The sequence below is a fragment of the Aquirufa lenticrescens genome (assembly GCF_019916085.1).
In the GTDB taxonomy this organism is placed as follows: domain Bacteria; phylum Bacteroidota; class Bacteroidia; order Cytophagales; family Spirosomataceae; genus Aquirufa; species Aquirufa lenticrescens.
In genome coordinates this window covers 61,381-77,971 of the sequence record NZ_CP049834.1, presented here as the reverse complement: position 1 = coordinate 77,971, position 16,591 = coordinate 61,381, and the positions used below count along the sequence as shown (strand labels likewise).

Below are 16,591 nucleotides of genomic sequence, written 5' to 3'. Positions count from 1 at the left end.
CACGGCCCTTTTCAAGCAAAATAAAACCCTAAAGTGATAGTCGTATAATCAGGCTAGGTTCGATGACCTCTACCGTCTTTTGATTGTTGAGGATCATTTCGGCCGCTTTTTGGCCTAACTTCTCCGGATGAGTACTCACCACCGTGATTCCTCCGGCTATTATTTCCTTAAAGGGATGATCATTCAAGGAAATGATGCCAATATCTTTACCTAAAGTCCAGTTCTTTTTCTCCGCGTATTTGATAGCCTGGAAAAGATCGGTATCTGACAAAGTGAAATAAATTTCCTTTTGTTGAAAATCGTCCTCTTCTAGGCCATCTAATACTTGGAATTTCAATGAATTCGCTTCGCAGAATTCACTACACGCATTGATTAATTCAGGATCGAAGTATTCGTCTTCGCTCAAAACTAAATTAAGACTGCGGTACTTATTAAACAGGTTTAGTTGGGTATTAAAAATCTTTTTTAGCGATGGGTTAGGTGGACAGATGAGACTGGAGTGACGGATGGTTCCGAAGTTTTGGTCCAATAAAATCAAGCGATCCCCCGCTATTTTCTGTAAAATCTTCACCGTTTCTTCATCCTCATCGATTAAATGGGGTTGAATCAGGTAGTAATGGTAATTGCCTAATTGTTGGCCAATGATTTCTTTAAACTCTCTCGGCTTGTATTGGTAGGTATAAATATCCACCATCACATTTTTGCCAAAATGATCGAGAAACGCATTGTACAAGGTTTGGTTTGTTTCTGTCATCCGACCGATCAGGAAAAGGACTTTCGTCTTTACCTTCAAGCTCGATTCAGAGATGAAATAACCTTTGCGGAAAATGGACGTGATCGCACCCATTTTATGTAATTCGGTGTAGGCTCTTTCCACGGTGTCGCGGGAAAGGTAGCATTCTTCCGAAGCCTCATTAATGGAAGGCAATCGCTCGCCAGGTTTTAATTCTCCCATCTCAATATCCTGCAAAAGTGAATTCACTAATTGCTGGTATTTAGGAAGTTTATTTCCTGAATTCTTTACGTTAAATGAAACAAATGTTTTATTCATATCGAAGAAAAATTCTTATTCCAAAATTACAGTGATGGCATGGTGTTGCATAGGACGAATCTTTCAAATTCGAGGACAATTCTTGCAAATACGTATTTCAGGATAAATCCGTCCAATTTCCTGGTAATATTCCCTAATTTTAAGATTCAAATGAAAAGACTATTTTTCTTCTTGGCCTTGTGCAGCGTTTTGAGTCTTCAGGCTCAAAAGCAGACGCGTTATGAACGATTAAGTACGGCCTCAGGATTATCCCAAAGTTCGGTTTATAAAATCATCCAAGACAAGAAAGGCTTTCTTTGGTTTGCGACGGGCGACGGTTTGAATCGCTACGATGGCCATAATTTCAAGATTTACCGCAATGATCCGAGTGATCCCAAAACCCTGAGCGGGAGTGAAATCTTTACGGTAGCCGAAGACGATGAAGGTAATTTATGGGTGGGAACACGTAATTCAGGATTGAATAAGATCGAATTAGCCACGGGTAAAATAACGCGCTTCACGAAAGGTCCAACCGGGCAAGATTTGTCCAATTCCAATATCCCAAGTATTCTCAATATCGGTAAAGGCAGAATGGGTGTGGCTGTTTTAGGGCTGGGTTATTTGGTCTATGATATTCGTACGAATCAACTCATCAAGGCTGAATCTGAGTGGAATAATCCGCTAGTGAAGGAAGTAGCTCGTCTGTACAAGCATTCTTCGGGTACGGTTTGGATGGGAACGCGGACAGGGTATTTAGTATCTCAGTTGAATGCACACAGTTATATTCCCTATCAATTTGGGGCGAATAATTACCGGGTGCGCGCACTTTTTGAAACGAAAAATGGGGATATTTTAGTAGGAACGGATGGTCGGGGTATTTATCGATTCACGCCAAAGACCCAGCAATTCAAGGTCGTTTTCTACCAAGCTTCTGACCCTTTGTCCCGTCAAAATATTGTGACTTCAATTGCCAAAGACGCGCTACAAAATCTCTGGATAGGGACGGATAATGGGGTTTATAAGCTGAATGAAGAAGATTTTAAATCCTACACCAATATCCCTTCAAATCCCGATCCAGAATTAGGGCTATCTTCTAATTCCGTGATGAGTCTTTTTACGGATGCGAATCAAAACACCTGGGTGGGTACTTGGGAAGCAGGATTAAATATTTCTTTTTTCCAAAAGCCGCGCTTCGCCGTCCTCCGCTATAAACCCAATACCCTGCAAGGATTACTCAGTAATAAGGTAAGTACGTTGCTAGCAGATGGCAACAAAGGGGTTTGGGTAGGAAGCAATGTGGGTTTATCCTATTTCAATCATAAATCAGGTCAGGTAACACATTATCTCCAAAGTGCTTCCAGTAACAAGTTGAACTCCACAGAGACTTACGATGTGAACTTTATCCATCCTTCAGGTGATGGTGGGGTTTGGGTAGGTTTATGGGGTAAGGGGATTAATTTATTTACCAAAGACCACCAGCTGAAGGATTTCCCTTTCAAACCCGGAATTAGAGAGGCCAATTTTAATACATTAGAATCCTTTAATGGGGAGTTTCTATTAGGAACGGCAGGAATGGGTGTGGTCGCTTTTAATCCATTGACCAAACAATACCGGGTACCCTTTGTGGATTTAGGTAAGGTTAATTTCTTGAATAAATCCATTGCGGCTATTCGGGTTTTGAATGGAAATGAGGTTTGGGTGGGTACCGTGGGTTTTGGCTTGTATGTGTTGGAATTGAACACGGGGAAATTACGGCATTATGTGAAATCGGTGGAATCGGGAGCTTTGAGTTATAATCACGTGAATAAAATTTACCAAGATCGGCAGAAACGGATTTGGGTGATGACGCAGGGTGGAGGTTTGAATCAATACCTGGGCTCTGATAAAGGGTTTAAAGTCTATACAGTAAATAATGGGTTAGGAAGTAATTCGTTACGGGGAATGGTGGAGGATGCCAAAGGGGATTTGTGGTTCACCACCAATGGCGGGATATCGAAGATGGATGGAAGGACATTGCAATTTGTCAATTTCGAAGAAGCGGATGGATTGCAAGGAAAGGAATTTATGACGAATGCGATTGCGAAGAATAGCCAAAACTGGTTGTTTTTTGGCGGTGTAAATGGTCTGAATTACTTGAAATCGGATAGTTTGCGAATGCGATTAGATGTGCCTCCGGTCTATTTTACGAAACTCAAAATCTTTAACAAGGAGGTAGAAGCGGGAGAAGAAAATTCTCCACTGACCTACGATATCTTGTCCACGAAACACCTCGTATTGCAGCCGGATCAATCGGTATTTAGTTTGGACTTTGTGGCTTTAGAATACCAGAGGCCTAAAAACAACCGCTATGCCTATTACTTAGAAGGCTTTGAGAAGGAGTGGAATCTTGTAGGAACACAGCGTTCTGTGACCTATACTAACTTGAGTCCGGGGGATTATACTTTCAAGGTGAAGGCGAGTAATTCGGATGGTATTTGGGCAGAAAAACCCTATGTGTTAAAGATCACCGTATTGCCACCTTGGTACCGCACCTGGTGGGCTTATCTACTTTATGCAATTACGTTATTGGCGATTATTTATGCCTTTATTCGCGAGGTTCGAGTGCGTGAGGCCTTTAGGACGGATTTGCGTTTAAAGGAGATCGAGAAGGAACGTATTCAGGAATTAGAGCAGGTGAAGACGCATTTCTTTACGAACATCTCTCACGAATTGCGGACGCCATTGACCCTTATTACTAGTCCATTAGAAAAATATTTTATTTCGAATGCGAGCCTGAATAAAGACCAAAAGACGAAGATTAATTCGATTTACCAAAATGCCCAAAAACTACTAAGACTCATCAATCAGCTGCTTGATTTGTCCAAAATCGAATCCGGAAACGTCCAGCCCGTCGTGGAGAAGCACGATTTGATTCGCCAATTGCATTCGATCAAACAAAGCTTCGATGCCTATGCTCAACAAAAGCAGATTAAATTGAAGTGGGATGCTCCGGTGGAATCTTTATTCGTGTACTACGATGCTGATATCATCGAAAAATGTGTCACGAATCTATTATCGAATGCCTTTAAATTCACTCCAGAGGAAGGAATCATTGGTATTCGGTTGGAATTGCATAAGGTTTACCAAGGCACAACAGATTCCATTAAACGCGTTTCGATTCACGTTTCTGATACGGGAAAGGGAATTAGTGTGGAACATATTCAGCATATTTTCGACCGCTTTTACCAAATTCCTGAGAAAGTGGATCGCGTGGGAACGGGAGTAGGTCTTTCTCTTTGTAAAGAATTGATGGAGGTGCACAGAGGTTCAATTGAGGTCCAAAGTGATCTTGGTGCGGGTTCTGACTTTAAAATCCATTTCCCTGTTACGCTGGAGGCCTTTGATCCGGCGTGGGTAAAATCAGGAGCTTTTCCTGTAGCTTCTGAGTCAATGAGTGAAAGAGTGGTTACTATTCAGCAAGAGAAACAGATTTTATTAATTGTAGAAGATCACACCGAAATGCGGGCCTTTATACGCGAGATTTTTGAAGGAACCTTCCAAGTGATAGAGGCGGATAGAGGAGAGACTGGCTTAGAAATGGCCTTGACTTATTTGCCTGATGTGGTGATTACGGATTGGATGATGCCGGGAATGTCAGGTGTTAATTTGTGTAAAGCGATTCGTAAAAATGCGAAGACGAGTCATATTCCTGTCGTTATATTGACCTCTAAAAGCTCTCAAGAAAGCCAAATCGAAGGGATGCAGTCTGGTGCAGATGATTTTATATCCAAACCATTCCACGCGGATATTTTGGAATTAAGAGTGGCTAAATTACTAGAAGCGAAAGAGCGTCTGCGCAAAAGCTGGCAGGAATCTGTTCTGAATCAAGATTTGCAAAAGGAAGTCGTATTTGAAGATGAATTCTTAGCGAAAGCTACACAGGTTGTCATTTCCCATTTGGAAGAAGCAGATTTTGATGTGGAGCATTTAGAGCAGGCAATGGATATGAGCAAAATGCAGCTGTATCGTAAATTGAAAATGTTAACTTCGCTGGCTGGAAACGAATTTATTCGCTCGATTCGTTTACAACAAGCTCGATTTCTATTAGAAAAAGGTCAATTGAATGTGTCTGAAATTGCCTACCAAGTAGGATTTAATGACCCAGCTTATTTCACGCGTGCCTTTAAAAAACAATATGGATTCGCTCCTAAAACATTCCTTACTAAAAAATAATATGCGCAAATTATCCCTTGTTCTTGTCTGTGGTTTCTTGGTTTCTTGGGGCTTTTTAGCTCACAAAACTCTTCAGCAGATCGCTATTTACCCTTTGCCGGCAGATTTAGGTTTGTTTTTCTATGCCAATCAGGACTACATCGTACAGCAATCCATTCGCCCAGATGTGCGCCGTAAAGATGACAAGACCGAGGATTCGAAGCATTATTTGGATATGGATGCAAACGTTTTTGGTCCTAATTACCGGACGGACATCCCCCATGATTTTAAACAAGCTGTGGCGAAATATTCTTTTGACAGTTTACGTAAAGAAGGTTTAGTGCCTTGGGAGGTAAATCGGGTTTATGGTCGTTTAGTCAATGCATTTAAGCAGGAGATGCGTGATTCTGTCTTATTTTATGCGGCTGATTTAGGCCATTATGTATCAGATGCACACGTTCCGTTGCATACCACGAAGAATCACGATGGTCAATTAACGAATCAAAAAGGGATGCACGTGCTGTGGGAATCTCTTGTTCCAGAAGCTCAGCTAAAGAATTATGCCTTGTATCAACCGCAAGCGGCATCTTATATTGCCAAACCTCAGGATTTTATCTTCCAAGTGTTATTAGAGTCACACGCGTTGCTGCCGGATATGTTTAAAGCAGAAACGCAAGTTCGTCAGGCCTTGGGGGAGGAGAAGTCATTCAAAATGGTGGAGCGTTATGGTAAAACACAGCGTTATTACACGGATGAATTTATTCAAGCCTATGGTGCTAAGTTAGGTTCTTCGATACATGCACGCATGATTCAATCCTCTCATCGAGTGGCGTCCTTTTGGTATTCTGCTTGGAGAGATGCAGGTTCACCTGCCTGGGTTTCAAAGGATATTTCAACAGATAAGAAAGCGGCATTTGAAGCTGAAAAGGCACAGTGGAAATCTGAAGCATTGATTTCAACGGGTAAATTGATTTCTTTACATAAGTAATGCAGCAGATTTTAGTCCTTTCAGATACCCATTCTTACCTCGATCCGCGCTTGATTCCACACGTGGAAGCTTGTGATCAGATTTGGCATGGGGGAGATTGGGGTTCTGTTGCGGTGGCGGATACACTCATGGGTTTTGGGAAGCCTGTGTATGGCGTGTATGGGAATATCGATGATCGAACAATTCGTAATATGTTTCCCAAAATCGCTCGATTTACGTGCGAGGAAGTAACGGTCGCTATGACGCATATTGCGGGTGCGCCTTCGTCCTATAAACCCGATGCATTGGAGACTTTTTCGATGGGAATACCGATGATCTTTGTCTGTGGTCATTCCCACATATTACAGGTAAAAAGGGATCAAAACCGCAATCAAATGCTCTTTTTAAATCCAGGTGCTGCCGGACAACACGGATTTCATTCCGAGCAAACGGCGCTACAATTCAAGATTGATGGCAAACGGATTTTTGATATGGAGCTGATTCAAATGCCCCGCATTCACACGAAAATTAAGTAGTCTGGAAAGATTGGATGTTTTCAAAGACGCTACCTTTTTGGTAAGACTTTAAGATCCAACCACCACCCACGACATCATCGCCCTCGTAAAATACGGCAGCTTGACCTGGAGCAATTCCGGAGACATCAAAGGCGAAATCTACTTTAATGCGATCGCCTACTTGTTCAATGTGTCCAGCGGTTCCGGCATCTTTATAGCGCACTTTGGTGATGGTTTCAATGCCTTCTGCAGGAATAGAATCGTATTTTTGTAGGTTTAATTGACCTACCCACATCCCCGTGCGATTTAAGTCCTCTACTTTGCCAATCACCACTTCATTCGTCTCTTTTCGAATTTCGATGACAAAGGCTGGATAGCCGAAAGCCTTTCCGAGTCCCTTTCTTTGGCCCACCGTATAAAAAGGATAACCCTCGTGTTTACCAATGATTTTTCCTTCTGTATCGATGAAATTTCCGCCCTTTACTTGCTCCTCTAATTCAGGAACGCGTCTTTTTAAGAATCCGCGGTAATCGTTATCCGGTACGAAGCAGATCTCGTAACTCTCCGACTTATTCACTAAATCCACAAATCCACGCTCTGTCGCCATCTCACGAATACGTGCTTTTGTTAAATGACCTAAAGGTAAAATTGTACGGGCAAGACTCTCTTGTGAAACGCCCCAAAGCACATAACTCTGGTCCTTCAAAACGTCTACGCCTTTGGAAATAATATGACGGCCATTCTCTTGACGAATCTGTGCATAGTGTCCAGTCGCAATAAATTCGCAGCCTAATTGATCAGCACGACGCAATAAAGCGTCCCATTTAATATGCGTATTACACATCACGCAAGGATTAGGGGTGCGACCTTCGATGTATTCATTCGTGAAGTAATCGATAACCGAATCACCGAATTCTTCTCTAATATCTAAAATGTAGTGGGGGAATCCGAGGGAAACGGCGATGTGACGTGCGTCATTTATAGAATCCAAAGAACAGCAGCCAGTTTCCTTTTTATCGCCACCAGAGCTGGCATAATCCCAGGTTTTCATCGTCATTCCGATGACCTCATAACCTTGTTCGTGTAGCAAAACAGCTGCGACCGAGCTGTCAATTCCGCCGCTCATAGCGACTAAAACGCGTCCTTTTTTCTCCATATTTGCTGCTCAGGTTCAATGCCTGACGAAATTATACTGCAAGTTACGGCTAATCTTTGTAAATACGTGTACAAAGCGTATTTTTGCTCATTATTCAAATACCGTCTATGTTAAAAACGAAAGTTAAAGTCAGTTCGATTGAAAATCTCTCCGATGCGCGCTACTGTGCAGGAATGGGAGTGGAATGGTTGGGTTTCCCTTTAGCGATGCCTTTAGAGAAATTTGCAGAGATTAGGAACTGGTTAGCTGGTGTTCAGATCGTAGGCGAGTATGCAGGATTGAAACCGGAGGAAATAAAGGCCTTAGTTGCTTCGCATCAACCAGACGCAATTGAGATTGATTCGAAAGTGAATCTGGTGCTTATTCAAGACATTGTTTTACCCAAAATACTTCGTGTAAACATAGATACAGATAATTTACCTGCCTTATTTGCTTCCGCGGCGCCCTATGTAAGTCACTTTTTATTAGTGGGCGAGGGGCCAGAATCTTTGCAGGGAATGGAATCCTCGATTGAAATTTGGGCGGCACAGTATCCAATTATTTTAGGTTTAGACGTTCCAGAAGAGGATTTAGAGGAATGGGTGGAACAAACTTCGATCCAAGGAATTGGTTTAATGGCAGGAAAAGAAGACCGTCCCGGTTTTCGCGATTTTTCTGATTTAATGAGTATCTTGGAAAAATTAGAAATTGACTAATATGCTAGCAAACATCAAAGAGAAATATGCTCAAGGAAAAGCGTTCGTTTCTGCGAAAGTGTCCGCTTTATGCTTGTTATTGTTAGCGGGTTTCAAAAAAGTAGTAGGTGAGCGTATTTACAGCATTTGTGTAGGCTATGTAGTTTTAGGGCAAGTTTTTGTTCAAACGCAAGGACGCAAATTGCAGGCCTATTACGATTCCAAAGTAGATAAAACCACTCCCTATTACAAACCCATTGTAAAAGGATATAAGTTCTTTGCAAAGTCTGCTCTCTTTGTGTTGGTTTATTTATTGGTCATCGAGACTAATTTCTTCTTTTTAACGGGAGAAATGCCTAGTGTGGATGACTTACAGAACCCTAAACTTTCTCAAGCCTCTGAGATTTATTCTGCAGATGGGGTACTTCTTGGTAAGTTTTTTGCAGAAAACAGAACACCTATTCGCGATTTCAATCAGATTTCTCCCTATTTAGTGAAAGCCTTAGTAGCGACGGAAGATGCGCGTTTTTACGAGCATACCGGAATTGATTTTCAAGCTTGGGCAGGTGTGTTAGTGGGTATTGCCAAAGGAGGTGATCGTGGGGGTGGAAGTACGATTTCACAGCAATTAGCTAAGAATTTATTTAAAACGAGAACTAAGAAGGGCTTTGTGAAGACAGGTCTGTTGGGCTATATACCGGGATTAAATAAGTTAATCTATAAGTCCAAAGAATGGGTTACGGCTATCAAATTAGAGCGATTTTATACCAAAGACGAGATCATTTTATGGTATCTGAACACGGTGGATTATGGCAATAATGCCTATGGAATTAAGGTAGCTTCGAAGACCTATTTCAATACCACTCCGGATAGTTTAAATATACAGGAAGCGGCTATTTTAGTAGGTTTGCAAAAAGCGACGACGACCTATAATCCGAAGCGTTATAAAGGAAAACCTTTGGCAGAAAACAAAGCCTGGAAGCGTCGTAATGTCGTTTTAGCCCAAATGGTGAAGGCAGGATACTTGCGCAAAGCTGATTACGATTCACTTTCTGTCATGCCTATCGAGTTGCGCGAAAACGAGGAATCTCCTTATGATGGCACGGGAAATTATTTCAAGGTTGCTGTGGCGAAATACCTGAATGAGTGGGCTGAAAAGAATGATATTGAATTAGATCTGTACCGGGATGGCCTAAAGATTGTGACGACGATTGATTCCAAAATGCAGATTTATGCAGAAGAATCAGTAGAAGAAGGGATGCGTGCAACGCAAAAGAACTTTGATAATCACTGGGCAAACCAGAACCCTTGGGTAGGTGAAAATGGTCAAGAGATTCCTGGTTTCATCGATACGGTAGCGAAACGTACGGAATATTATAAGTACTTATCGGCCCGTTTCCCCAAGAACCCTGACTCCGTTAAACACTACATGAAGGATGTGAAGCGCGATATGTGGGTATATTCACGTAACTCGATGGGTGAAGAAAAGCGCACGATGAGTGCCTATGATTCTATTCAATATTACAAGAAATTCTTGCAAGCAGGTATGATGACGATGGATCCATTTACGGGTCATATTAAGGCCTGGGTGGGTGGCTTGGACTTTAAATATTTCAAATACGATCATGTTAAACAAGGTCGTCGACAACCGGGATCGACGTTTAAACCATTCGTGTATACTTCTGCAATTGATGGACCTAAGGATCTTTCGCCATGTTATATGATGCGTGATGAGCCTTTCGAAATCGAAGTAGAGAACGCGAAGGGAGAGAAGGAAATGTGGCGTCCAGGTAATGCAAATGGAAGTTTCTCTGGTAGAGAAATGCCCATTAAGCGAGCATTAGCCCAAAGTATTAACTCGGTTACCGCTCGTCTTACGAATGAGGTAGGTGCGGATACCGTGATGTATTACGCTAAGAAAATGGGGATTAAGAGTCCTTTAAAGGCGGTGGCCTCGATTGGTTTAGGTTCTTTTGATGTGAATCTTTTTGAGATGATAGGCGCTTATTCTGCCTTTGTGAATGAAGGTATGCATGTGGAGCCTATGCTCGTTCAAGAGATCCAAGATCAAAATGGAAAGGTGTTGCAGCGATTTGATCCTACGATGGAACAAGTTATTCGAAAGGAATCAGCGCAATTAGTTCGCTACATGCTAGAGGGAGTCATTCACGAAAGTGGAACCGGTAGCTCCTTGTTGTATGGGGAAGGCGATATTTTATTGCCCAAAGATAATCGCTATGCTCGCGTTTTCGCCGGTAAAACAGGTACGACTTCGAACCATTCCGATGGTTGGTTTATAGGTATGTCACATAATTTGATTTCTGGTGTTTGGGTAGGTGGCGATGATCGTTCGATTCACTTTAGGACGGGTGCTTTAGGGGAGGGTTCGAAAACAGCTTTGCCGATCTTTAAGCGCTTTATGATAAAAGTGGTCAAAGATCCGATGTTAGCTCAATACCGTCCGCAGCCATTTGAAAAACTGGATCGCCGCGTGGTGAAGAAGGATTTCGATTGTTCAAACGGTTCTTATGCCTTGCCAGATTCGCTTCAAGTATCTGATGCTGAATTGGATTCGATGAATGCTTTGTTAGATGATAATGCGACCGCGTCAGATTCGACGGGTTCTCCTCAATAAAATGAATAAACACGATATTGCGGCCTATTTTCAAGGCTTACAAGACAGGATTTGTGCCGGAATTGCTGCCACAGATGGAGTGGCATCTTTTCAAGAGGACAAGTGGACTCGGGCAGAAGGCGGTGGTGGAAGGTCACGTGTTTTAGCTAAGGGAGGTATTTTAGAAAAAGCAGGGGTTAATTTCTCAGCTGTCGAAGGACCACTGCATCCGAAGATGGTAACAAGCTTAAACGTGACCGAAGAAGTTGAATTCTTTGCCACCGGAGTTTCTATCGTCATGCATCCAGAAAATCCCTGGGTACCCATCATTCACATGAATGTGCGGTATTTTGAGTTGAGTAATGGGGAGTTTTGGTTTGGTGGTGGTATTGATTTGACGCCGCATATTATCATTCCAGAGCAAGCGAAGTGGTTTCACGAGCAATTAAAAGCCGTATGTGATCAATTTGATTCGAGCTATTATCCGAAATACAAAACCTGGGCGGACGACTATTTCTACAGTCCACACCGCGAAGAGACACGTGGAATTGGAGGGATTTTCTTTGATTATATCAAAGGAGATAAAGAAACAGTGTTTGAGTTTGTCAAAGCCGTGGCTGAATCTTTCGAGCCTATTTACAGCCATTTGATGCGATTGAACGCATCGCGTGAGTATACGCAAGCGGAAAAAGAGTTTCAATACATTCGCCGTGGACGCTACGTTGAATTTAATCTAGTACACGACAGAGGAACGAAATTTGGCTTAGAGACGAACGGAAGAACGGAATCGATCTTGATGAGTTTGCCTCCGATGGCGGCTTGGGAATATATGTATGATCCGAAGGTGTTTCCGGAAGGTCAGAAGACTTTTGATCTATTGAAAAAAGGTATCAACTGGATATAAAAAAAGGGGCTCATTGAGCCCCTTTCAATTTATTCTGCTTCCCAGACAATATCGATGCCCTTGGGTGTCATCAATAATACGCGGGTAGGAGCTGGTAACAAGACCAAGCGAGCGTTCGCAACTGGATCTTCGATCCATTCTACTTCAACTCCTTCTTTTTTACCAATTTCGATTTCTCCATCAGCCGTTTCCACGAATTTCTTCGCTAAATAGGCAGTGGGTAATAAAACATCCGATTCTGGGCAGTGCTTTAAATGCACTTTCTCCAAAATGTCTTCTAATTGATCTCCATATTTCTCATTGAAATCATCTTCCAAATCGTGTAGCATTTCCTCTACATCATCGTAAGTATCATCTGAGTAATTTAATTTGCTCAATTCTAATCGCTTTTCTAAGATGGCGATCATCGCCTCATCAATCGTATTCATGCTAAACGGATTTGTTTTCACAAAGATAGGGGCTGAAACGGAGATTCCCTTGGAAATGTAGGGTCAAAAAGAATATTTCCTTTTTTGATCGATAATCCAGAGGCAAAATTATTCGTGTAGAGTTGCCCAGTTCCTAAGCCTTGTGGAATTTTTACTTCATAATCCCCCGTTAACTGCGCGATGGCTTGCAAGCCGATGTTGGATTCCAAAGCAGAGGTAATCCACCAATCTTTTCCCTTTTCGGTAGCCCAATTAATCCAATCCCGGGTCGCCTGAATACCTCCTAAAAAGCTGGGCTTTAAGATGATATAATCTGGGTCGATGAATGTAGCGATGGATTTATCTTGCATGCCTATCAATTCTTCATCTAAGGCGATGGGGAGTATTTGATGAGCAACGAGCTTTCGCATTTCTTCGGGCTGACCAGCTTTGATGGGTTGCTCGATGGAATGCAGGTCGTAAGCGGCTAATTTTTCTAGCTTATAGGGTGCCTCAGTAGGCGAAAAGGCGCCATTTGCGTCTACGCGTAAAATTAATTGCTCTGCGGAAAAGCGAGAGCGAATGCTTTTCAAAAGCGAAAGCTCGGTTTCAAAATCAATCGCACCTATTTTGAGTTTCAAACAGGAATATCCTTGAGCTAATTTTTGTTCAATTTGCTCACGCATAAATTCGGCGCTTCCCATCCAGATGAGTCCGTTTATGGGTAAGGATTTTTCACCTAAGGCAAATTTGTTTGTAAATGGCGCGGTTAAATCGTGGTAAGCTGTTTCTAAGGCGAAACGAAAGGAGGGTTGTTCAAAAGGGATTTCAGCAATCCATTCTTGGATGTCTGCAGGTAATGCCAAACCTTGAAAAGGCTCTAATGCTTTTTCGAAAGCCGCGGCACAATCATCCGAAAATTCAGGACTTAATCCGAATAAGGGTCCAGCTTCTCCAATGCCGCATCGAACGCCGTCCGAAAGTTCCACGTAGTAGGATTTTTTTTTCGTTAAAACGCCACGCGATGTTCCTGCTTCGAAATGAAATAGGAGTTCGTGCGGAATAAATCGGAGGCTGATTTTGGACATCCTGCAATTTATTATTTTCTATTCGATTTTGTGCCCTCCCGTATTATTTTTAGCTTTAAGGTTATTATATGAAGCAGATAATTACCTTTCTTCCTTCCTTGCTTTTTGGCCTGATTACTTACGTCCGGAATAAACTCTATGACTGGGGAATTTTGCCGTCTACCCCCTTTGATAAACCGCGCATCATTGTGGTGGGTAATCTGTCTATAGGTGGAACAGGGAAGAGTCCTTTAGTTTCCTATTTGGTCCAAAACTGGCGCGGAGACGATCGATTAGGTATTTTAAGTCGTGGGTATGGACGTAAAACCAAGGGCTATTTGGACGTAACAGTGGATTCGACAGCAGAAGAGGTGGGGGATGAACCTTTGGCCTATAAGTCTGTATTTCCCGAGCTGTCTGTAGTGGTTTGCGAAAACCGGGTGAAAGGAGTTCAGCAGATGCCGGAAGTGGATGTGCTATTATTAGATGATGCCTTTCAGCATCGCTCGATAAAAGGTTCCGTAAATTTAGTTTGTTCTACCTTCTCTCAGCCTTTTTATACTGATTCTTTGCTGCCGCAGGGACGTTTACGGGAGTCTGCTAAAGGTATAAAACGAGCAGATGCGGTGATTGTTACGCGTTGTCCAAGTATTTTAACGAAAGAACAAAAATCGAATTTTGCTCAAGGCGTTTTGCGGAATACGAAGGAGGAGAAACCGATCTTTTATACGGGTGTAAGGTATGGCAAACCGGTAGGTCCAAGAGAATACTTGCCGAGTAAATGGTCATTATTTGCGGGTATAGCGGATCCCAAGCCATTTTTTACGTATGCCTCTAGCCTAGGTCAAATTCAAGAAGAAGTGATGTATGCTGATCACCACCGGTTTACAGAGATTGAATTGTTAGAGTTAGAACAGCAGGCCAAAATGATGGCAGGCGATGAGGGATTTTTGACTACTCACAAGGATTATGTGCGTTTAAAGGCTGAATTAGCACAATTGCCTAATCTGGCTAATCACTTATATTATTTACCAATGGAAATGTATTTCATTGATCAGGAAGAACAGTTTTGGGACTGGTTGGGAAAAAACTAAATTTGTAGCGTGAAGTATAGACTGATTGTTCTTCTTGTTTTATGGGGTATTTCGCCCGTTTTTGCGCAGACTTTGCAGTCAGCAGGAGGGGATCGGAATTCCTTCCCTGATCCGATGGCACCCAAGGATCCGAATGCACCTAAGCCCGTTTCAAATGGGAAGTCAGGGCGTGCGGCTTTGGACGACTCCACTAAAATGATGTATGGCCCTCAAACCATGTCTTATTTTAACGAAGAAGATGTGTTGAATGGCCGAGGAGCAAAAAAATCAGTGGATACAAGTTTACACCTGTTTCACCGCTATTTATTTCAGGAGAGATCGGGTTTTTTAACGGCTCATTTAGGGAATGAAGGAACGGCGGTTCGGAATATCTTCATCCATAAACCGGATCAAATAGGGACGCATTTAGGCTATAATGCCTATATGCCCTATGCTTTTGCGACTGACGAGGTAAAGTATTACCAAACAAAATCTCCCTATTCTGATATTGAATATTATTTAGGGGCTGGAGGGCAAACGCGTCTGAATTTTACGTTCGCGCGAAATGTAGATTCGCTTTGGAATATGGGTTTTGAGATTCAGAGGCAGGTTTCTGATAAATTTTTGACCGATTCGAAATACAAATCAGGGAATCAAGCATTGACAGAGCAATGGGGTGTATTATTCCAGACTAATTTCAGAACGCGCAATAACCGGTATCGATTGTTATCCCATTTAAACTATTTTGATCAAGGAATTCAAGACCAGGGAGGATTACAGTTGTTGAATGGCTTAGATCCGACTACGGCTTTAAATTACACGGATAACGGAGCATTTTTTGCCACTTCAGGAGTCCAGTCAAATGATTCTTTTATCAAATTCCATTTTTACCACGAGTTCATCGGTTTTAAAGGACTGCAATTCTTTCAGCGCGTAGACGTAGAAAATCGGACTGCGAAGTTTAAGGACTTGAATTTTGCGACGAATCTGACTAAATCATTTTATTCGAAGAATTACGGAACGCAAACGGATTCCTTGTATAATGAGAATCAATGGCAATCCTATGCGCATCAGACAGGTATAAAAGGAATATTTCGAGGTTTTACCTATCGAACGTATTTCAAACAGCGCTATTGGGATGTGAATAACCCGATGGCAGGTTTGCAAAAGAACCGCTTGGAAAACTATGTGGGTTTGTTTTTGCAGCAAAAATTCAATGACAAGATTGACTTTACAGCGGATGGGGAATATTTAGTAGGTTCCGATTACCGCCTGCAGGCCAGCTTTCTATCTCCTTTCTTTCAAGTAAAAGCTAGTCGCACCTCAATCAGTCCTTCGATTGCTCAAAATTGGGCCTATAATGCTGCTTTTCGTTGGAATCAATCATTTGATAATGTCCTGTTTGATGAATTGATTGGGACTTTGGATCTACATACAAAAAATGTTTATTTCCGTCCAACTGCTACGATTCAACGCATCGCGAATTATGCCTATTTTGATACCTTGGCCACCGCCAAACAAGTAACTGATGCGATAGGCGTATTTAGAACAGGATTTTCAGCAGGAGGGACGTTTAAGCGTTTCGAATGGTCTGCTTTGGTTTTAGCCAATACAAAGTCGGGACCCGATGTGATCAGAATGCCAAGCTTGGTAGCCAATGCGAATTTTGCGCTGAATGTGCAATACAAGAAATTATTGTATATGCAGTTTGGCGTGGATGTACAGCATCAATCAGCTTATTTTGCAGATGCGTATATGCCTACAATGCAGCAATTTCATCTGCAAGATCGCTACGAAATCCCTGCTTTTGTTCAGGCAGATGCCTATGTGACTTTACGTATTAACCGAGTTCGACTTTTCTTTAAAATGCAGAATGTAACGCAAGGATTGTTAAATTCGAATTACTATACCGCTTACTTACATCCGGCGATGGCTCGTTCCTTCGGTTATGGTGTTCGTTGGTTGTTATTTGATTAAAAAACAGTAAACCTAG

General features: G+C 42.2%; 12 protein-coding genes. 8 read left to right on the top strand and 4 right to left on the bottom strand.

Annotated elements, in window-relative coordinates:
* Positions 1-28 precede the first annotated feature (28 nt).
* A complete protein-coding gene (locus G9X62_RS00340; protein WP_223130856.1) occupies positions 29-1,051 on the bottom strand; it encodes a GntR family transcriptional regulator in 1,023 nt (340 codons plus the stop codon).
* A gap of 150 nt (positions 1,052-1,201) precedes the next feature.
* Here G9X62_RS00340 and G9X62_RS00335 point away from each other — a divergent pair, with 150 nt between their 5' ends.
* From G9X62_RS00335 to G9X62_RS00325, 3 genes are read left to right on the top strand one after another with little or no spacing between them, the layout of a single operon-like run.
* On the top strand, positions 1,202-5,242 hold the full coding sequence (locus G9X62_RS00335) for a hybrid sensor histidine kinase/response regulator transcription factor (protein WP_223130855.1): 4,041 nt from the start codon (positions 1,202-1,204) through the stop codon (positions 5,240-5,242).
* Position 5,243: 1 nt separating this feature from the next.
* Positions 5,244-6,209 carry a zinc dependent phospholipase C family protein gene (locus tag G9X62_RS00330; protein WP_223130854.1) on the top strand — a complete coding sequence of 322 codons (966 nt, stop codon included), beginning with the start codon at positions 5,244-5,246 and terminating at the stop codon, positions 6,207-6,209.
* On the top strand, positions 6,209-6,724 hold the full coding sequence (locus tag G9X62_RS00325; protein WP_223130853.1) for a metallophosphoesterase family protein: 516 nt from the start codon (positions 6,209-6,211) through the stop codon (positions 6,722-6,724). The genes G9X62_RS00330 and G9X62_RS00325 overlap by 1 nt, the downstream gene beginning before the upstream one ends.
* Here the strand turns inward: G9X62_RS00325 and mnmA are convergent.
* Positions 6,717-7,859, bottom strand: a complete 1,143-nt coding sequence (mnmA, locus tag G9X62_RS00320) for a tRNA 2-thiouridine(34) synthase MnmA (RefSeq protein WP_223130852.1) — start codon at positions 7,857-7,859, stop codon at positions 6,717-6,719. The two genes, G9X62_RS00325 and mnmA, sit on opposite strands and share 8 nt — an antisense overlap.
* Positions 7,860-7,966: 107 nt before the next feature.
* On the opposite strand from mnmA, the gene G9X62_RS00315 reads away from it, so the two are divergent.
* From G9X62_RS00315 to hemF, 3 genes are read left to right on the top strand one after another with little or no spacing between them, the layout of a single operon-like run.
* Positions 7,967-8,554 (top strand): beta/alpha barrel domain-containing protein, encoded by a 588-nt coding sequence (locus G9X62_RS00315; RefSeq protein WP_223130851.1) that lies wholly within the window; start codon positions 7,967-7,969, stop codon positions 8,552-8,554.
* A 1-nt stretch (position 8,555) separates the two neighbouring features.
* Complete coding sequence (locus G9X62_RS00310; protein WP_223130850.1) at positions 8,556-11,168, top strand: transglycosylase domain-containing protein; 2,613 nt, start codon at positions 8,556-8,558, stop codon at positions 11,166-11,168.
* Between the two features lies 1 nt (position 11,169).
* Positions 11,170-12,051, top strand: a complete 882-nt coding sequence (hemF, locus tag G9X62_RS00305) for an oxygen-dependent coproporphyrinogen oxidase (protein ID WP_223130849.1) — start codon at positions 11,170-11,172, stop codon at positions 12,049-12,051.
* A 29-nt stretch (positions 12,052-12,080) separates the two neighbouring features.
* Here hemF and G9X62_RS00300 read toward each other — a convergent pair whose 3' ends face one another.
* Positions 12,081-12,479, bottom strand: coding sequence for a hypothetical protein (locus G9X62_RS00300; protein WP_261345521.1), 399 nt, complete (start codon positions 12,477-12,479; stop codon positions 12,081-12,083).
* Positions 12,480-12,496: 17 nt separating this feature from the next.
* Positions 12,497-13,546, bottom strand: coding sequence for an o-succinylbenzoate synthase (locus G9X62_RS00295; protein WP_223130848.1), 1,050 nt, complete (start codon positions 13,544-13,546; stop codon positions 12,497-12,499).
* A 68-nt stretch (positions 13,547-13,614) separates the two neighbouring features.
* Here G9X62_RS00295 and lpxK point away from each other — a divergent pair, with 68 nt between their 5' ends.
* Together lpxK and G9X62_RS00285 are read left to right on the top strand one after the other, a co-directional pair.
* Positions 13,615-14,619 (top strand): tetraacyldisaccharide 4'-kinase, encoded by a 1,005-nt coding sequence (lpxK, locus tag G9X62_RS00290; protein WP_223130847.1) that lies wholly within the window; start codon positions 13,615-13,617, stop codon positions 14,617-14,619.
* A 9-nt stretch (positions 14,620-14,628) separates the two neighbouring features.
* Complete coding sequence (locus G9X62_RS00285; RefSeq protein ID WP_223130846.1) at positions 14,629-16,575, top strand: putative porin; 1,947 nt, start codon at positions 14,629-14,631, stop codon at positions 16,573-16,575.
* Positions 16,576-16,591 lie beyond the last annotated feature (16 nt).